The following is a 17,756-nucleotide window of genomic DNA, read 5'->3' as shown; positions in this document are numbered from 1 at the left end:
GAAAAAATGACCAAGACGGAGGTTGACATGAAAATCGGTGTGAGTGGCGCCAGCGGCCATTTGGGCAGTGCCGTCGTTTCGGAACTGCTGCAGCGTCCCGACGGGCACGAGGTAGTGGCTATTACGCGCACGCCCGAAACCGTCTCTGGACCGACTCAGGGACGATTCGGGGACTACAACCGACCCGAAAGCCTTGCGCAGGCCTATGCGGGTCTCGACCGTCTGCTCATCATCCCGACCCTGGAGCCCGGAAAGCGCGCGGCGCAGAACGTCGCAGCCATCGATGCGGCCGTGAGGGCGGGCGTCGAGCATATCGTCTTCATGTCGACCGCGGGCGCGCGGCAGGAGGAGGAGCCGGCGCTCAGCGCCTCCTATTGGCGGGGCGAGCAGCATCTTATCGCCACGGCGCCGGCCTGGACCATCCTGCGTATGAACTACTATGCCGAAGGTCTCGTGCAGCAGGCGCAGGCGTCGCTGAACCAGGGCGTGCTGACCGGGCTGGCCGAGAACCGGGTTGCTTTCGTTGCACGCGGTGACGTGGCAGCCGCCGCAGCCGGAATCCTGATCGGCGACGGCCATGCAGGAGCGATCTACAACGCTACCGGCCCCGAGCGCCTGTCGGGTGCGGAACGCGCGGCCCTCATCGCCGAAATCACTGGCCGGCCGCTGGCGTTCCGTGTCGTCACGCCAGAGCAACTGCGCGCCGGACTGACACAGGCGGGTCTGCCGGTGGAGGTCGTCAACATCGCCATCAGCATCCAGGCGAGCTTCGCGGCGGGTGCGTTCGACATTGTGACCGGCGACGTCGAGCGCCTTGGCGGCCGGCCACCCAAACCTCTGCGCGACGTACTTGCCGGGGCGCTGAAATCTCCTTCGGCCTGAAGACTTGCACCCGAACCGAAACTACTCATTGGAGAACTGCCATGTCAAACACCAAAAAGCTCATCGCAGTCGTCGGCGCAACCGGTCATCAGGGCGGCGCCGTTGTGCGCGCGCTGCAGGCGAGCGGTCAATTCAAGGTACGCGCGTTGACGCGCAATCCGGACAAGCATCCGCAGTTGGCCGACGAAGTCGTGCTGGCGGATCTGGATCGTCCGCAAACACTGAAAGCCGCGTTTGCTGGAGCACACGGGGCTTTTCTGGTAACCAATTCCCGGGAACCGGGCACGGACGAGCGCAAACAGGCACTCGCAGCCATTCACGCGGCGAAAGATGCCGGCGTTCAGCACTTCATCTGGTCGACGCTTCCGAACGTGGAGACGATCAGCCGCGGCAAGCTCGATGTCCCGCATTTCACGGACAAAGCAAAAATCGACCGCATCGTGAGGGAGGCTGGATTCGCGCACCACACCTTCGTGATCGCGCCGTTCTTCTACCAAAATCTGCTCGGCGTAATGGCTGCGCAGAAGCAAGCGGATGGAGCCATGGGTTGGGCGATACCGCTCGACCCGCAGAAGCGCGTCATTCATATGGGCGACATCACCGAACTCGGCTATATCGTGGTTGGCGCATTCGCGCAGCCGGAACTCGCGGGGCACGGCGAATATTTGCCGCTGGTCGGCGACTTCCTGAGCTTCAATGAGGTCATCGCCACGCTGAATCGACAGGGACACAAGTTCTCGTTCAAGCAAGTCCCACAAGAACTCTTTGCCGGCTGGTTCCCAGGCGCCAAGGAAGTCGCACAGATGCTCGCCTACTTCGAGGCCCACACCTACCTCGGTGCGGATTCGCGCGACGCGATTGCGCTGGCCAACAGAGTCGCCGGCCGACAGCCGACGACGTTTGCCACGTGGGCTCGGGCGAACTTCGCGATCCCGGCACCCGCCTGAAAACACGACTCTGCGAAGGAGATTCCGAAGCGGTTGCAGAGGCAATGGTGGCCTTTCAAGAGACAACCGGGCGTCAGGGAATATTAGGCTCGCAGCCTATTTCGAAAACCTGGTCGAGGAAAAAGGAGGCGCAACGTGAGCGTGCAGCTAAACCATACTATCGTCTGGTGCCGCGACAAGCAGAAATCAGCAACATTCTTCACGGAAGTTCTGGGCCTGCAATCCGCCACCCGATTCGGACCCATGCTGGTCGTTCAACTCAACAACAACGTTTCACTCGACTTCTACGAGAATGAACGCAAGATTTCCTCTCAGCATTATGCCTTCTTGATAGGCGAAGACGACTTCGATCAAACCTTCGCCCGCATCCATGATCGAGGGCTGCAGTATTGGGCAGACCCTGGCAAGCACCGGACAGGAGAAATCAACCGGAACGACGGTGGCCGTGGGGTGTATTTTGAGGACCCCGACGGTCATCTCCTTGAGGTCATTACTCGACCGTATGGGAGCGGCGGGTAGATGGGGCGCAGGGTAAGGTGGACGTGATATTGAATGTCGGCTTCTTGGTGATGCGGCCGGCAGTGATGATGGCTTCATCCTCGACCACCACCAGGTAGTCGTCGATGCGATACAGCGCCTCGGCGTGTTGTAAGCCGAGGGCTTGCAGCACACCCGGTGGAATCGCTACAGCTTCGGGCTGCTTGGCCGGGAAGTCCATGGCCAGGCGCCCGCCTTCGCGGCGCACCCGCAATTCACCTCTGCGGGTGGAGAAGCACAGCAGGTCACGGCTTTCACCGAGCTGTTCAAAGAGTACCCAGGCCGCCGCGAGGGTGGCGTGGCCACACAGGTCAACTCCTTTGAGGGAAAAAAAGGTAGTCTAGCCCCAAATTGCCATCATCCAGCGGGAAGGAATGAACGGTAATCGCGCCCGTACGAATCCCCAAAATGACAAAGCCCAGCACAAGGCCGGACTCCACCACCCTACACACCAAGGATCGGTCACCAAATGAAACTAGCCTTCCTGGCTCTTACTGCCTGCTTGATCTTCCAGCCTGCCTTCGCAAGGTCTGATATCGATCGTCGCGCAGTAAACCCTGACGAATCGCAGCTGATCGAGCATGGCTCGTACATAAATAGCGACGGAAGAGCCGTACACAGCCCTGCCCACACGAAGTCAGATCGTGCACCAGGGGGCGCAACCGCCAAGTGCCGCGACAACTCCTACAGTTTTAGCCAGCACCGACGCGGCACATGCTCACGGCATGGCGGCGTGATGGCTTGGCTGTAGATACAAAAAGCCCAGCACTAAAACCGGGCTTTTTCGTTTCAGGTGACATCAGGAATCTCTGACCACCACAGCCCTCAGCCAACTCTGCTGACTGAGCCGCCCTACCTTTGATCAATTTCGATCTTTTGAGTTGGCTCTGAGCTGAAACTTGGGCGCTTGAGTTGCATACGCACTTGATGTGTATCGATTGACCCTTCGTTGGCAGGATATCGATCCCGAGTGTCAGCAATTGGTCGATGAAAATCAGCGCGATGTGTTTCAGGTCAGTCCGATGCGGACGATGTTCGGGGTGAGTATGGCAGCGGGATCAAAACACCAGCTTGGAACCAATAAAAATCAGCATGACGGCCAGGCAAGGCCGCAATACTTCGTCAGAAATGCGGCCGGATAAATGACTGCCAATGTAAATCCCCGGCAGTGACCCCATCAGTAGATAGCCTAATAGATGCCAATCCATATTACCCATGCTCGCATGGCCCAGACCGGCGACCAGCGTCAGGGGCACCGCGTGTGCGATTTCTGTTCCGACCAAACGCTTGGTGGCCAGAAAAGGGTACAGGATAAAGAGCGCCACAGTGCCCAAGGCGCCGGCACCGATGGAGGTCAGTGCCACCATTGTGCCGAGTATCATGCCAGTGACCACGGTCAGCACGTTCAAGCTCGAGCCGCTGAGGTGATAGCGATCGCCGGCATGCTTATGGGCCAATGCCAGTAACTGCTTCTTGAAGAAAATGGCCAGCGCGGTCAGCAACAAGACAAAGCCCAATGCCTGCTTGATGATTGCATTCATCGCTTGGGGGTCAGTATGTAAATTCTTCAAAAACCACAGGGTAAGCATTACCGCCGGCACACTGCCAAGCGTCAGCCAGCCGGTAATTGTCCAGTCAATATTTTTGTTCTTTTTATGAACCAGTACGCCACCGGATTTAGTGATTGCAGCGTAAAGCAAATCCGTCCCGACTGCGGTTGCCGGGTTAATGCCAAACCATAAAAGAATGGGCGTCATTAAAGAGCCGCCACCCACACCGGTCATGCCGACAACAAACCCGACAACCAAGCCTGCAACCACAAAACCAATATTACTGAATTCCATTATCACGACCTACAAATCAAGCGCGACTACAAAAAATCTAGCCAGCAGCATAGCGATTTTTCTTATAATCATTTATACCGATACGATCTTACTTTATAACCTTTTCTCTATCGCACCCGATACTCCGCCAAGCTCTGCGCCAGACCTCGATACGCTCAAGACAATTGCATCGCCATAGCTGCAGCCCACATATCCACGCGCCCGCTTCGGGTCGCATCGGCCTTGCAGGCGTGCAGGCGCTGATCGCGGCGTTTACTTCACCGCACCGGCCTTCTTCACCGCCGCGAGCCAGGCGGGGTTCAATTGGTACTGCTCGGTATCGATTGCCAGAGCCTCCATGCACACCTTGTGTTGGTCGATCTCTCGCACCATCTGGCTGAGGGCGCTGGAGTTGCCATCCAGCTGGTGCATCTGCGTTACCCCCAGATGATAAAAGCGCAGCAGTTTCATCGCCGCCGGATCACCGGCCAGCACGCCGGCGGTGACCTGATGCATGGCGTTGGTAATGCTCATCAGACTACGCTTGAGCTGCCAGCCGTAAACCGCCGGTGCCATCCACGGCTGCGACCAGAATTTGATCCGAATCAGCGCCACGCTCAGCACCAGTGCGGCAACAACCCCGCCCAGATTCAAACGGAAATTATCGCCACCGGGTTCGCCTGCCAACATCACGGCAACGCTGGACAGCACCATCGCCAGCAGCACGAAAATCAGGGCAATGATCAGTGTGCTGCGGCGCGTTTGCCGTCGATAGGTCTCAGGACTCATCTGCTTGATCTCGAACATCACTGCTGCAGGACTCCGTTGAGTTGAATTTAAAATTGCGCGGCATTATTGCCTGTAGCGATGGGCACTGACACGTTTAATGAATCGGCCCACCTTTCCTGGACGTTGCCTTGGGGTGAACGTGGTCAAAACCCAGTTGCCACAACCCGGGTCATAAGCGCCCGAACCGCTGCCTGTACTCCAGGGGCGTCAGCTTCGTAAGCTCCTTGAACATGCGCCGCAGGTTCGAATCGCTGCTGAATCCCAGCTCGGCGCAGATAGCGCTGACCGACGATGAGGTGAGAATGAGACGTTCGCTGGCTTGATTCAATTTGATACGGCGCGCATAGGTTGCAATCGGAACCCCGGTTTTGCCCATCACCTTGCGCGCGAGGGTGCGTTGAGCCATGCCGAGTCGTTCAGCCAGCCGCTGCACCGTAATCTCTTGCGCGGGCAACTGCTCGACCAGACCATGCAACTTGCGCAACAACACCGAGGACTGCTCGATCATGCTCATGGCTTGAAAGATGCCATGGGTCTGCACGGGGCGTGGGAGCACCATTAACTTGATCAGATGATGCAACGCGTCCGGACTGACATAGCGCTCTACCAATGCCTGTGCGATTGGCTGGTAGCCATTCACGCCGGATGCCGTGGCGGTACGGTCGTTCACAATGCAGTTCTGCTCAGTCTGCCACTTCACCTTTTTATAACGCTGGGCCATCGACTCTGCCAGCCACCACGTCACGGTTGCGGACTGTCCGTTGAGCCCACCGCTCGCCGCCAAGAGGCTTACGCCACTGCAATAACTCCAGAGCATCAAGGTGTTCGCGCGTGTCACCAACGCCGATATCAGGGCCCCGCTTTCGCCGATCATCGCGTCTACCTGCGATGCCGATTCAGCCCAGAAACCGGGCACCAGAATCGCGTCCAGATCAGCCTGCCCAAGCGTTTCGTTCACCTGCAACGAGACGCCTTGAGCGCACTCGACCAACCCTGTCTGCAACGCGACAAAGCGAGTTTCAAAAAGCGTGTGACCTACCAGGCGATTGGCGGCGTTAAGCAAGTCGGAAAATGCAAACAACCCTGCTGGCATGCAGCGCGGGAAAAGCAGCAAGCCGATTCGATGTATTTTGGTCATGGCATAAAATGAACTGATTATGTCTTGGCATGCCATTCTCCGCCGTTAAACGTATAGACACAATCAAGCCTCTTCCAAGAGGCCACGCCATGCATATCCATCAACTTCGCAACGCGACAATCATTGTGGAATTGGGCCCCCATCGAATTCTGATCGATCCGATGCTCGCCCCCAAAAATGGACTGCCACCCCTGCGTCTATTCGGCGCGAGGCAACGCAACCCCATGGTCGAGTTGCCGGAATCGGCAGCGCAAGCGCTCGAATCGGTGACCCATTGCTTGATTACCCACTGCCAGAAAGGCCACTTCGACCATCTCGATCGAGCAGCGGAAAAGTGGTTACGAGAGAAACGAATCCCGGTGATCTGTACGCCGCACGATGCCGGTTATCTGAGCGATCGCGGATTGAACGTCCAATCCTTGCCGAAAGATCATGAGCAACCGAATCCATTTCTCGGCGGCCAGATCCGAACCGTCCGTTGCACCCATGGTCTTGGGCTGGTCGGCAAACTGATGGAGCATGGTGTCGGGTATTTGATCGAAGTACCGGACGAACCCAGTCTCTACCTCAGTGGAGATACATTACTGACCGCTACTGTCAGGGAGTTCGTGGCGCAGCATCGGCCGCACATTAGCGTCATTCCCGCCGGCGGTGCCCGATTCGATCTGGGAGGCGACATCATCATGGGCCTCGATGAAGCTCTTGAATTCACCAGACTGGTGCCGGGCCTCGTCATCGCCAACCATCTGGAAGCACTCAGCCATTGCCCCGTGACCCGCAAGACGTTGGCCGATGCGGCACGACACGCGGGGGTTGAATCACGCTTACGCATTCCGGCAGATGGCGAGAGATTGAACGTCCCCCTTCCCGACCGTGAGACGCAGCGGCCTCATCCTGAATCGCTGCGGGTTTCGTAGCCCCTACCGATGGCACAGTACAGCGAACGGCTATGGAGCACTGAAGCGTGATGGGTGCGCTCGGGATTTGTTTCAGATGAAAGGAAAGAGGATCAGCGGTCATACGCGGGGTTGCAGCGGCTGCTATTCCTTCCCATGGGAGAAGTCGTTTCAGGCTGGCCAGGATGCGGGTCGGGAACAGACGCGTGGCCGTGGTCGCGGCGCCCGCCAGGTACGCGAAAAGAAGAACAGGTGCCAATCCCTATCCGGAGGTGGCAGATGCTATACATCGTCAGCTGGTCGATCAGCCCCGAACGTCGCAATAGCGCGATCGAGCGTTTTCTCAAAACAGGTGGAGCTCCACCCGCAGGCGTAACCATGCTGGGACGCTGGCATGCCGTAGGACGCATGACTGGTTTTGGCGTCGCAGAGGCCAGTGATGTTGCGCTGATACAGAAATGGGTACTGGAGTGGAGTGACCTCATCAGTATGGAGATTCTCCCAGCCCTGACCGATGAGCAGGCAGCTCCGCTACTGGCAGCAGCAATCGGCAAGCAATAATCTGCGGCTGAAAAGGCGCTGACCAAAAAGGGGCACCCATTAGCACTTGAGACCGGCTAATGGGCGCACCCGTTTCCCATTGAGGGTAGCTTCAAACGACGCGTATCCCGACTACAACGCAGGACGTTGCAGTTTGACCCACTCCTGCACCGTAGGTCGCTGCCATTGGCGCATTGGTGCTGCGCCTATTCCAGCGCAGGATTTGATGCAGGCGAGAAGGACCCGCCATGCCGAATCCCAGGCGTGCAGTGGGCGAGCGATTAATGTGATGCCCGATGGATCAGAGGGTGGCAAAAGGTAGGCTATGTTTACTGAGTGTCGACTTCGGGTCGTTTGAGCGCAGGTAAACCTTGTCGCCGGATACCCGGTCGATAGCCGCACCCCATCCAGATTTGCCGGTGACCCCGTCGGTGGTGGTAACCGGCCTGTTTCATTCGCTGGAGAACGCCCCTTGATATCGACGCGACGCATGGCCAGGCTCAAAGCCTGGGGCGCCCACGGCTTTACCGCCACCGGAGTGGTGATCGCATTCCTGGCGACTCTCGCCTTGTTCGATAATCAGCCCACAGCCTGCCTGCTGTGGCTGGGCGTAGCCCTGATCGTCGATGGTGTGGACGGCTGGCTGGCGCGCAAGGTCAATGTCCAGACGGTACTGCCGCATTTCGACGGATCCGTGCTGGATCTGGTCATCGACTACCTGACCTACGTGTTCATCCCGGCCCTGTTCATCTACCGTTACATCGACTTGCCCGCCTACACCCCGTTGCCGAGTACTTCAGTGATCCTGGTCTCGTCGCTCTTTTGCTTCTGCAACGTCAACATGAAGAGCAACGACAATTACTTCCAGGGGTTTCCCGCCACATGGAACGTCGTTGCCCTGTGCCTCTACATCGTTGCCCCACCCCCCTGGCTGACGCTGCTCACCATCATCGGCCTGGCGCTGTTGACGGTGACCCGAATGAAGTTCCTTCACCCGTTCCGCGTGCGCCGGTTCATGCCGATCAACATTGCCGTGACGTCCATCTGGATGCTGTGCAGCCTGTCACTGGTGCTCAACCATCCCGCCATCAACCCGTTGGTGATGGGGCTGTGGCTCGCAATGTCGGCTTACTTTCTGGGGGTCTGCATCTGGCGCACGGCCCTGGACGGGTTCGACGGATCCCGTGAGTAAAGGAGCATTCATGCCTATCCATATCGTGCGACTCGGTTCACCCAGAACACCTCATGAAGGTCTGCGCCTGGGTACAGTACGCCGGCCACCGCGTGGCGTACCGAAGGGCGAATTCGCCAGCCGCGACTTTTACGACACCTGGCTCCCCCTCCTGTCCCCCAGCGCAGAACTGATAGCGCAAGCTAAAGCCGCAGCAGACGAAAAAGACTGGGAAGCCTTTCGGCGCAGGTTCAAGGCCGAGATGAACCACTCGGCCCCCAGCCAACTGCTTGATTTGTTGAGCGCCTTGTCCCATCAGACATCGCTGGCCATCGGCTGCTACTGCGAGGATGAGCGCCACTGCCATCGCTCGGTGCTACGCGAACTGCTGAGCGCTCGTGGCGCACAGGTTGTGCCGCCTGAAGCCTCGTAGTCGCAGCGGCAGTCGCCGGGTCAAGTCCTTCGGGTATTTGAAGCACGAAATCAGCTACTGAAAATCCGACTGCATAGCTCAGAGCCCGGCAAAGAGAAAAGGCATAAAGATTTATTGTTGGCCTACGAAAACAAGAAGAGCCATGGGCGTTTGATGGCCGATGGCTCTTCACGGGTAGCTATGCTTTCTGCGCTACTCGCTCGACTCTTGAAGGCTCAAGCGTTGCACTTTCCCATTTGGCAATGACCAACGGTGCAATCGCATTGCCCAGCACGTTCAGCGTGGTGGTGCCGCTATCGATAATCCTGAAGATACCCGCGATAAGCGCTACCCCTTCCAATGGAAGACCGGCAGATGCCAACGTGGCGGACAGGATAATGATGGCAAACCCCGGCACCCCGGCAGCACCTTTGGACGTCAGCACCATCGTGACCACCAGCAGAATCTGCTGAGACAGCGACAGGTCGATACCATAGAGTTGTGCGACAAAAATGGTCGCCACGCCGAGAAAGATAGACGCGCCATCCAGGTTGAATGCATACCCTACAGGCACCACAAAACTGACGATGCGACGTGGAACGCCATAGTTCTCCAGCTTGCTCATTAACTGCGGCATTACGGCCGCCGATGCTGCACTCGAAAAAGCCAGAATCAGCTCATTCCTGAAGTACTTGATCAGCTTGAAAATATTCTCGCCAATCAGGTAGCAGACACCGCCGAGCACCACCAGAGCAAAGAGAATCAGTGCCAGGTAAACCACACCGATCAACTTGAGCAAAGGCAACAGCGAGGCAAAGCCAAAGGTCGCAACGGTGGCACCGATCATGCCAAATACACCGATCGGCGCATAAGCCATGACGATTGAGACGACCTTGAACATTGCATCAGAGATACCTTGAATCACCGCAACCACCGGCGCACTTTTCTCTCTGGGGAGCGAGTTCAATGCCAGGCCAAACAGCACCGCGAAGAACAGCACCGATAACAGCTTCGCTTCCGACATCGCTACAAAAACGTTATCGGGGACGATGTTCTGCAGGATGACCAGGGCGCCCTTGGAAGGCTCCAGGTTCATCGAGGCGCTGCTGTGCGAGATTCCCGAAATGTCAGTGCCTGTTCCAGGCTCGAAAATATTCGCGAAGCACAAGCCCATTACAATGGCCAGACCGGTAACCGCAAAGAAGTAACCCAGCGACTTCAGGCCCATACGACCAAAGGACTTGTTATCACCGCCTCCTGCGATGCCCAGAATCATGCAACAGAACACGATTGGAACAACGACCATCTTCATCATTTTGATGAAGATATCGCCAAGCGGTTTGAGGATTTCAGTACTGACCCACAATTGATACTGCGGATGTGTATTGAAGTACCAACCGACGAGCACGCCAAGCAAAAGCCCGGCAATTATTTGCCAAACCAAAGGGATACGTTTCATGTCTAGCCTTCTTGTTGGAATGAACGTTCTTCGTTACGAGGCAGTAGCTAGATTCATGAGCTTCCAGCTCACTTGAGATCAAATGGCACAACAACGTTGTGCCATTATTTTTTTATTTTGCGAAAAGCTGACTCATATCCTTGAAGGCCTTGAATTCAAGCGCATTGCCGCAAGGATCGAACAGGAACATGGTGGCCTGTTCGCCGACCTGCCCCTTGAATCGAATGTAGGGTTCAATCACAAACCGGGTGCCAAATGACTTCAGACGCTCGGCCAGTGCTTCCCACTGTTCCCAGCCCAGAATAATGCCGAAGTGAGGAACAGGAACGTCATGCCCGTCTACCGGATTGCTATGGACGCTCTCTTGGGAAGCCGTCTTGGGGTGTTCGTGAATGACCAGTTGGTGGCCATAGAAGTTGAAGTCGACCCATTGCGTGCTGGAACGACCCTCCTCCAGTCCGAACACCTCACCGTAAAAGGTGCGGGTTGCCGCGAGGTCATAAACAGGAATTGCCAAGTGAAAGGGAGAGAGGCTCATCAGAACTCCAATTGCGGTGTTTTTATAGGTTTATAAAATCGGAACAGCGAATTAAGGCCGTCCGACGGTTTTGAGCACCGTCCAAAAACTTCGGGGTTTTGAACGGAGTAGATGGGGTCATCCTAGAGGTACAGACCAAGCAAAAAAATCAATATATTTTTCTTAGAAACACAATTAATATTTGTGAATGATCAAAGAACTGAAAACACTCATAGCCGTCGCGCGGGAAGGCACCTTTGCCGCTGCCGGGAACAAGATTGGTCTTACCCAGGCCGCAGTGAGCGCCCAGATGCAACGCCTGGAAGCCGAGCTCGGCTTCGAGATTTTCGACCGCAAGGGACGCTCGGCCCACCTGAACAGGATGGGCCATCAAATACTCCTGCAGGCGCAGGAGTTGCTTCGACTTTATGACAGCCTGGGCTCCACAACGGTCGGGCTCCCCGCCAGTGTCCTGGTGAACATCGGCGCAATCGCTTCCGTGCAGCGCTCTTTTTTACCGGACGCGCTGGCCAAATTTCACCAACAATGCCCCCAATGCCGAACCCGTGTGATCCCGGGTCTATCAATGGAATTGGTCAACCTGGTGGATGCGGGCGAAATCGACATGGCGGCGATCATTCGCCCCCCTTTCTCGCTTCAAAGCGATCTGCGCTGGACGACGTTGGCACTCGAACCCTATCGGCTGATCGTTCCGTGCGATGTTCCTGGAGAGGATTGGTCGGAACTGCTTTTCAGCCAGCCGTTCATTCGCTATGACCGATCATCATTCGGCGGCCGGCAAGTCGACCGCTTCCTGCGACAAACGCATTTCACCTTGCGTGAGGTATGCGAGCTGGATGAACTGGAGGCCATCGTCAAACTGGTCGCCAATGGTGTCGGCGTAGCGCTGGTGCCTCAGACCGCGACTCATCAAGACTGGCCCACCGGGGTGCGCGCCCTTGATCTGGGGCAGCACACCTTCCATCGTGATATCGGTCTCGTGCATCGGTCTCGGAAAAGCTTCACCGAGCCAGTCAGGATACTGGCCCAGATTATTGGTGAGCAGGTTCAGAACAGGCCCTGAGCCAAACCTGCCCGATATCCGTCCCAGGACTAATTACCCCGCCCACCGGCGAAGGACCATTCATCCGCCGCGGTCGTGGTAATAACCACCATAACGTCCTCTGGATCAAGGCCCGGTGACTGGTTCAACTTCTCGACCAGATGATGAAAGAAGCGCTGTTTCGTCGCGTTATCGCGGGGGCGGCCGGCGGTAATCGCGACGAGCACATAGTCATGGCTACGAGGTCCGCCTAAATAGTCTGGATCAAATATCAACTCCCCGACATCGTGTTGGTGGATGACCTGGAATCGATCGGCAACAGGCACCTCGAAGGTTTCCACCAAAGCGTCATGCACGCCCTGTGAAAGTGCCTTCAAATATTCAGGAGATTTTCCCCGATGCAGTGAAATACGTGCGAACGGCATAGGGCGCTACTCCTGGGTTGTGACGCTGGAAGACCGTGCGTCTTGGCAGGCACGCAAGTCGCTCAACAGATTAAGTGCCGAAGCCGCCGTCGGCCAACCCGAATAGAACGCCAGATGAGTTATCACCTCAGCCAACTCGTCAATGCTCAGGCCGTTATCCAGTGCCCGCTTCAAGTGCAAGGGCAGTTGCTCCAAACGATACAACGCAACCAGCGCTGCCACGGTGACGAGACTTCGTTCACGAGCCGAAAGCTGCGCCCGTTCCCAGATATCACCGAATAGAACGTCCCGGGTAAGTTCGCCAAACTTTTGCGCAAATTCACCCTGTTGTTCTCGACCCGTACTAACAGAAGCATTCATGACTTTTCCCCCAAAACCATTTGACGGGTAAAAACTAGCAAGTCACGATCATTCCGAATATCAGATTTAACAGCGACCATAGTCCTGAATTAGTGGATGATCCAATGCGCCGTCCTACCTTCGATCTTGATGTACTGCGTACTTTCGTGACGGGTGTGGAGTTCAATAGCTTTGCCAAGGCCGCCGACCGGCTCGGCCGCTCTACGTCAGCAGTCAGCGCGCAACTCAAGAAGCTCGAGGAGCAGGTAGGCACCCCGGTACTTGCCAAATCCGGTCGAGGGCTGGTGTTAACGCCGGTAGGCGAATCCCTGCTCAGCCATGCTCGCCGGCTGCTTGAGCTGAACGACAGCATCTTCAGCACCCTGCATGAAACCCAAATGGCCGGGAACATACGTCTCGGGCTTCAGGAAGACTTTGGAGAACACTTTCTCAGCAAAATTCTTCGACGCTTCGCAAAGATTTACCCGATGGTAAGTCTTGAGGTAAGGATCGCGCGCAATACCGAATTGCTTGCAATGATTGATGGTGGCGGCCTGGACCTGGCCCTGGCCTGGGAAACCGGACACCGGTCCCCTTATTCCACGCGTCTGGGTGAAACACAGATGTACTGGATCGGGCCACGCGACATGCCGGCGCTTGATAGGCCCGAAGACTCACCATTGCCATTGATCATGTTCGACGCCCCTTGCATATTACGCAGCGCAGCAACCCATGCGCTGGATCAGGCGCGGATTCCCTGGCGGATCGCGTTGACCAGCCCAAGCGTTGGTGGAATCTGGGCCGCCGTTGCTGCCGGATTAGGCCTCACCCTGCGAACCCGCATTGGACTGCCGAGTTATCTCGCCGTCATTGCTGGTCTACCCAAAGTGCCGGCCCTCGGCTATGTGCTTCATCACGGGGCCGAAGAGCTGACGCCTGCAACCAGACAATTGGCTGCGTTGATACAAACGAGTCTGGAAGAACAGGCGTTCAGTATCACCGACGCCAATCCTTCGAGGTCTCGGGCTCCGTAGAAGGGCCGCAACCGACCCAAACGACAATGGGTGGCTGGCAGGGGATGAATTCCGGCATTCAAACGTCACTGGACCTCAAGATTGGCAGAACCTCACGTCAAGGTTCTGCCAGTCATCCAGGCACGCTTTTAGCCTTGAAGCGCCTCCATCAGTACCTGCACCAATTGTCCGCCTTCTGGCGTCGCCCAGCTTCCGGCGAGTTCCGCAATCAGCTGGTTGGTCGTGGTCAGCGTCACGCCGCCTTTATCCATCCGACGCAGGGCGATGTCATCGGCCATTACGGTCGGTGAGCCACCCCCATCGGCCACCACCTGAACGTCATACCCATCGCGTACCAGGCTCAGGGCCGGATAGACCGTGCACACGTCGTTGGTGACACCGGCAATGATGAGCTTTTTACGACCCGTAGCCTTGACGGCGGCGGCGAAGTTTTCATCGTCCATGGCGTTGACGATACCCAGGCGTTTGACGCGGGAAGCGAACTCGGCGGGCAGGATCTGCTCCAGTTCACTGAGCAGCGGTCCCTGAGCGTACTCCTCCATGCTGGAGGTCAGGACCACCGGGAGTTTCAGAATGCTGGCCGCCTTGGCGAGCATCAGCGCGTTGCGTTTGAGCTCTTCGAAGGGAATGGATTTCACCCAGCCCATGGTCCCCACCTGGTGGTCGATCAACAGCAGGGCGGCATTGTCGGCACTGAATTTTTCGTACGGCATGATGATTCTCCTGGCAGTAAGGTTGGGGGCACTAGCGCCCCGGGTTTGGGACTGTTTCGATCATTCAATGCATTCAACGAGGTTGCAGCCTTCCGAACGCGCCACGCTGGTAGCCGTCAATGGCTTCGGCCAGCGCGTGTTGAGAGGCAAGCGCCAACGGCCCTTGCCAATACACCGGTTGATTCAGCGGGACGCCGGAAAACAGCACGGCCTTGGCGTTGCCCTTGGGTGCTCTCAACCTGACCACGCGATCGTCACGCTGCGGGAGATTCACCGGCAGCGCGGGTTCGATGAGGTTGAAGGGGTCGCCATCGACCAAGACTTCGCCGTCAATCGGCATCACGAACGCCACATGGCCTTCGGGGATCGGGACGCTGACTTCAGCGCCGTTCTCGAGAGAGATGTCCAGCACGCTCACTTCGGTGGGCACCGACAAGGGCGATGACACTTGGGCGAAGCTGCCCAGTGGCACGCGCACCTTGCCCCCAGGCAAGCGCACCACGGGCACATCCTGGGCTTCGAGACTGAGCGCAAACGGTGCGTCCGCTTGGCGATCCTTCGGCAAGTTGATGAAGATTTGCAGCATGTGCACCGTCTTGCCCGGCTCGGCGGGCACTTCCTCATGCACCACACCTTTACCCGCCGCCGTCCAATGCAGCCCTCCAGGCTGAATCAGGTTGCGATTACCCAGAGAGTCCCGGTTATCAATCCCGGTCTCGGAATCGAGAAACAGATACGACACTGCTGAAAACCCCGCATGAGGGTGTGGTGGAAACGTCGGCCCGCTGATCCAGCCATGGTCGACCGCGAGGAAGGGGTCGATGGGCTCGGCGGACTGACCTCCCCGCAGCGTGAAAGCACGGAAGTGGTTGCCGTGATTCATACGCTGTAGTCGTGCGACGGTCGTCATGGCTGTTTCCTCAGGCGCTTTGTGCCGGGCTCATGGCCGGGTAATCGATATACCCCTGCGCGCCCGGTGCGTAGAACGTGTCTTTGTCCGGAACATTAAGCTCGGCGCCTGCACGAAAGCGCTCGGGCAGATCGGGATTGGCGAGGAACGCGCTGCCAAAAACTGTCGCATCGGCCCGTCCCTCAGCGATCAGGGATTCGGCGGAGCGTTGGTCAAGTCCGCCACCGATCAGGTAGCTGCCGTCGAACAGTGGGCGCAACAACGCGTGGTAGTCGACGCTGGCCCCGAACAATGCGACGTGCAAATAGGCGAGATTGAGCTCACGAAGTTGCTCGACCAGATGGGTGTAGGTTTCTTGCGGCTTGGCATCGAGGATGTCGTTGAAGTTCATTTCAGGCGAGATCTTGAGGCCCACCCGATCACTACCAATCTCCATCGATACCGCGGCCAGTACTTCCAGTACAAAGCGAACACGGTTTTCAACCGATCCGCCGTACTCATCCGTGCGCTGATTGCTGCCAGTCGAGAGAAACTGTTCAGGCAGATACCCGGAAGCGGCATGCAACTCGACACCGTCGAAACCGGCCTCGATGGCCAGGCGCGCCGCCTGCCGGTAGCCCTCGATGACCGCGGCAATCTCAACCACGCTCAGCGCATGGGGGATGACGAAGTCCTGAAGGCCGGTCGCGGTCCAGGTCTGGCCGGCGGGCTTGATCGCGGAGGGTGCCTGTGGCTGGGCGCCATCAGGTAACAGCGAAGGGTGCGAAATGCGTCCGCAGTGCATCAGCTGCATGAAGATCCGGCCATCGCGAGCATGCACGGCCTCGGTGACCTGCTTCCACGCGGCGACCTGCTCGGCGGTTTCGATGCCTGGGGTACGGACATAGCCCTGGCCAAGCGCAACCGGGAACACGCCTTCACTGATGATCAGGCCGGCGCTGGCGCGTTGTGCGTAATAAGTCGCAACCAGTTCGCCTGGTACGCCGGCATCGTCGGCACGCGAGCGCGTCATCGGTGCCATGACCATACGATTGGACAAGCTATAGCGACCCACACGGACTTGAGAAAAAAGCGAATTCATTGCGGTGCTCCTCTGTAAACGATGTGGCTATCATTGATCAATCTGAATACGGGATAAACCGGGTAAAATTGAAATGACTGATCCACTGATGGAGCAATAGCATTGGAATTTCTGAACGATATGGCTCTGTTCGTCGAGGTCGTGAAAGCTCGCAGCTTCCGCCGAGCCGCGGAGGCGATGGGGATGCCGAACTCGACGCTGTCTCGTCGAATAAGTGGCCTGGAAAAGGCCATTGGATTACGGCTTCTGCACCGCACAACGCGCAAGATCGAACTGACCGAGGCGGGCCAGCTGTACTTTGATCGATGCAAACGCATCGTCGACGAAGCCAGGCTGGCCCATGAACAGCTGGGGGAAATGCTTGCCCGACCCAGTGGCGTACTGCGTGCCTCGCTCCCGGTGGATTTCGCCAATATCTACCTGGCGCCGCTGATTGCCGAGTTTGCCCGGCTTTATCCCGGTATCAGCTTCGAGTTCGATCTGACCCCGCGCCAGGTCGATCTGGTGAGTGAGCCGGTCGATGTGGTCATTCGCATGGGAGAGCCTGCGAGTTCGAACCTGATCGCCCGTAAGCTCGCCAGTTTTCGGCGCTGTCTTTACGCCTCGCCCCACTATCTGGAACTGTCCGGTGAGCCTGCTCATCCCTCGGATCTGACCAACCACGAATGCCTGCGGTTGCGCGGAACGCGTGCTGACCGCTGGACGCTGTCAAACAATGAAGGGGTTGTGGAAGTTGAGATTGGTGGGCGATTCGAACTCAACAGTGTGGGAATGATTCGACGTTTGGCGACGCTTGATCTGGGTATCGCGTTACTAGCGGAAGGTATCGCTGCGCAAGACCTTGCCAATGGAACACTGCGCAAAGTCTTGCCCCAGTGGCAAGCCACACCTATCTCGGTTTATGCCCTCACCGAGACGCGGCTGTTGCCGGCGAAAACCCAGCGATTTATCGAGTTTCTGCGCGAACGACTCGAAAATGCATAGCGCTAACCTTTTGCAAAGAACGAGGCCGCTATGTCTAGTCCTGAAACAGGTTTGCCTGTTTCACTCAAACGCCCGATGCACTGCATCGGGCGTTTT

22 protein-coding genes and 1 pseudogene are annotated in these 17,756 nt (G+C 57.3%); 12 read left to right on the top strand and 11 right to left on the bottom strand.

The genetic code is table 11. The annotated features are described in order from the left end of the window. Positions 1-27: 27 nt before the first annotated feature. From AC07O1_RS23110 to AC07O1_RS23100, 3 genes are all read left to right on the top strand, one after another. Entirely contained in the window at positions 28-882 is an 855-nt protein-coding gene (locus AC07O1_RS23110; RefSeq protein ID WP_495090251.1) for an SDR family oxidoreductase, read from the top strand. A 41-nt stretch (positions 883-923) separates the two neighbouring features. Further along, positions 924-1,829 carry an NmrA/HSCARG family protein gene (locus AC07O1_RS23105; RefSeq protein WP_495090250.1) on the top strand — a complete coding sequence of 302 codons (906 nt, stop codon included), beginning with the start codon at positions 924-926 and terminating at the stop codon, positions 1,827-1,829. Between the two features lie 135 nt (positions 1,830-1,964). Next, positions 1,965-2,348 (top strand): VOC family protein, encoded by a 384-nt coding sequence (locus tag AC07O1_RS23100; protein WP_495024110.1) that lies wholly within the window; start codon positions 1,965-1,967, stop codon positions 2,346-2,348. 31 nt (positions 2,349-2,379) lie between these two features. Here AC07O1_RS23100 and AC07O1_RS23095 read toward each other — a convergent pair. Then, positions 2,380-2,682: pseudogene (locus AC07O1_RS23095) on the bottom strand (PhzF family phenazine biosynthesis protein); the annotation flags it as partial. A 153-nt stretch (positions 2,683-2,835) separates the two neighbouring features. On the opposite strand from AC07O1_RS23095, the gene AC07O1_RS23090 reads away from it, so the two are divergent. After that, the gene (locus AC07O1_RS23090; RefSeq protein WP_495090249.1) at positions 2,836-3,117 is read left to right on the top strand and encodes a DUF3761 domain-containing protein; all 282 of its coding nucleotides are present in this window, start codon (positions 2,836-2,838) and stop codon (positions 3,115-3,117) included. Between the two features lie 307 nt (positions 3,118-3,424). On the opposite strand, the gene AC07O1_RS23085 is transcribed toward AC07O1_RS23090, so the two are convergent. From AC07O1_RS23085 to AC07O1_RS23075, 3 genes are all read right to left on the bottom strand, one after another. After that, positions 3,425-4,210: a sulfite exporter TauE/SafE family protein gene (locus AC07O1_RS23085; protein ID WP_494993014.1), complete on the bottom strand. Its 786-nt coding sequence runs from the start codon at positions 4,208-4,210 to the stop codon at positions 3,425-3,427. Between the two features lie 252 nt (positions 4,211-4,462). Further along, positions 4,463-4,996 carry a DUF3087 domain-containing protein gene (locus tag AC07O1_RS23080; RefSeq protein ID WP_495090248.1) on the bottom strand — a complete coding sequence of 178 codons (534 nt, stop codon included), beginning with the start codon at positions 4,994-4,996 and terminating at the stop codon, positions 4,463-4,465. 151 nt (positions 4,997-5,147) lie between these two features. Continuing rightward, positions 5,148-5,942, bottom strand: a complete 795-nt coding sequence (locus AC07O1_RS23075; RefSeq protein ID WP_495090247.1) for a helix-turn-helix domain-containing protein — start codon at positions 5,940-5,942, stop codon at positions 5,148-5,150. Positions 5,943-5,951: 9 nt separating this feature from the next. Here AC07O1_RS23075 and AC07O1_RS23070 point away from each other — a divergent pair, with 9 nt between their 5' ends. The 5 genes from AC07O1_RS23070 to AC07O1_RS23050 all read left to right on the top strand — a co-directional run bounded on the left by AC07O1_RS23070 (position 5,952) and on the right by AC07O1_RS23050 (position 9,156). Then, entirely contained in the window at positions 5,952-6,128 is a 177-nt protein-coding gene (locus tag AC07O1_RS23070; RefSeq protein WP_495090246.1) for a hypothetical protein, read from the top strand. A gap of 77 nt (positions 6,129-6,205) precedes the next feature. Continuing rightward, positions 6,206-7,033 carry an MBL fold metallo-hydrolase gene (locus AC07O1_RS23065; protein WP_495090245.1) on the top strand — a complete coding sequence of 276 codons (828 nt, stop codon included), beginning with the start codon at positions 6,206-6,208 and terminating at the stop codon, positions 7,031-7,033. Positions 7,034-7,291: 258 nt separating this feature from the next. Next, positions 7,292-7,573: a DUF3303 domain-containing protein gene (locus tag AC07O1_RS23060; RefSeq protein WP_494993018.1), complete on the top strand. Its 282-nt coding sequence runs from the start codon at positions 7,292-7,294 to the stop codon at positions 7,571-7,573. A 451-nt stretch (positions 7,574-8,024) separates the two neighbouring features. Beyond that, a complete protein-coding gene (pcsA, locus tag AC07O1_RS23055; protein ID WP_495090244.1) occupies positions 8,025-8,744 on the top strand; it encodes a phosphatidylcholine synthase in 720 nt (239 codons plus the stop codon). Positions 8,745-8,754: 10 nt separating this feature from the next. Beyond that, the gene (locus AC07O1_RS23050; RefSeq protein ID WP_495090243.1) at positions 8,755-9,156 is read left to right on the top strand and encodes a DUF488 domain-containing protein; all 402 of its coding nucleotides are present in this window, start codon (positions 8,755-8,757) and stop codon (positions 9,154-9,156) included. Positions 9,157-9,334: 178 nt separating this feature from the next. Here the strand turns inward: AC07O1_RS23050 and AC07O1_RS23045 are convergent, their stop codons facing one another. Beyond that, on the bottom strand, positions 9,335-10,594 hold the full coding sequence (locus tag AC07O1_RS23045) for a cation:dicarboxylate symporter family transporter (protein WP_495090242.1): 1,260 nt from the start codon (positions 10,592-10,594) through the stop codon (positions 9,335-9,337). A 112-nt stretch (positions 10,595-10,706) separates the two neighbouring features. Next, positions 10,707-11,132 (bottom strand): VOC family protein, encoded by a 426-nt coding sequence (locus AC07O1_RS23040; RefSeq protein ID WP_495090241.1) that lies wholly within the window; start codon positions 11,130-11,132, stop codon positions 10,707-10,709. Positions 11,133-11,319: 187 nt separating this feature from the next. Between AC07O1_RS23040 and AC07O1_RS23035 the strand changes: the two genes are divergently transcribed. Continuing rightward, positions 11,320-12,195 carry a LysR family transcriptional regulator gene (locus tag AC07O1_RS23035; protein ID WP_495090240.1) on the top strand — a complete coding sequence of 292 codons (876 nt, stop codon included), beginning with the start codon at positions 11,320-11,322 and terminating at the stop codon, positions 12,193-12,195. Between the two features lie 29 nt (positions 12,196-12,224). Here the strand turns inward: AC07O1_RS23035 and AC07O1_RS23030 are convergent, their stop codons facing one another. Further along, on the bottom strand, positions 12,225-12,599 hold the full coding sequence (locus tag AC07O1_RS23030) for a tautomerase family protein (RefSeq protein WP_495090239.1): 375 nt from the start codon (positions 12,597-12,599) through the stop codon (positions 12,225-12,227). 6 nt (positions 12,600-12,605) lie between these two features. Continuing rightward, on the bottom strand, positions 12,606-12,959 hold the full coding sequence (locus AC07O1_RS23025; protein ID WP_495090238.1) for a carboxymuconolactone decarboxylase family protein: 354 nt from the start codon (positions 12,957-12,959) through the stop codon (positions 12,606-12,608). Positions 12,960-13,063: 104 nt separating this feature from the next. Between AC07O1_RS23025 and AC07O1_RS23020 the strand changes: the two genes are divergently transcribed. Continuing rightward, positions 13,064-13,972 (top strand): LysR substrate-binding domain-containing protein, encoded by a 909-nt coding sequence (locus AC07O1_RS23020; protein ID WP_495090237.1) that lies wholly within the window; start codon positions 13,064-13,066, stop codon positions 13,970-13,972. 128 nt (positions 13,973-14,100) lie between these two features. Here the strand turns inward: AC07O1_RS23020 and AC07O1_RS23015 are convergent, their stop codons facing one another. The 3 genes from AC07O1_RS23015 to AC07O1_RS23005 form a co-directional block, all read right to left on the bottom strand. After that, positions 14,101-14,685: an isochorismatase family protein gene (locus AC07O1_RS23015; RefSeq protein WP_495090236.1), complete on the bottom strand. Its 585-nt coding sequence runs from the start codon at positions 14,683-14,685 to the stop codon at positions 14,101-14,103. A 73-nt stretch (positions 14,686-14,758) separates the two neighbouring features. Then, positions 14,759-15,595 carry a pirin family protein gene (locus AC07O1_RS23010; protein WP_495090235.1) on the bottom strand — a complete coding sequence of 279 codons (837 nt, stop codon included), beginning with the start codon at positions 15,593-15,595 and terminating at the stop codon, positions 14,759-14,761. A gap of 10 nt (positions 15,596-15,605) precedes the next feature. Continuing rightward, the gene (locus AC07O1_RS23005; RefSeq protein ID WP_495090234.1) at positions 15,606-16,676 is read right to left on the bottom strand and encodes an alkene reductase; all 1,071 of its coding nucleotides are present in this window, start codon (positions 16,674-16,676) and stop codon (positions 15,606-15,608) included. Positions 16,677-16,778: 102 nt separating this feature from the next. Between AC07O1_RS23005 and AC07O1_RS23000 the strand changes: the two genes are divergently transcribed. Continuing rightward, positions 16,779-17,660, top strand: a complete 882-nt coding sequence (locus tag AC07O1_RS23000; protein WP_495090233.1) for a LysR family transcriptional regulator — start codon at positions 16,779-16,781, stop codon at positions 17,658-17,660. Positions 17,661-17,756: the final 96 nt, after the last annotated feature.

The sequence above is a fragment of the Pseudomonas sp. GW821-FHT07G10 genome, from assembly GCF_059418545.1.
The sequence above is the reverse complement of the archived record's forward strand: the minus strand, read 5'-3'. Positions and strand labels throughout refer to the sequence as shown.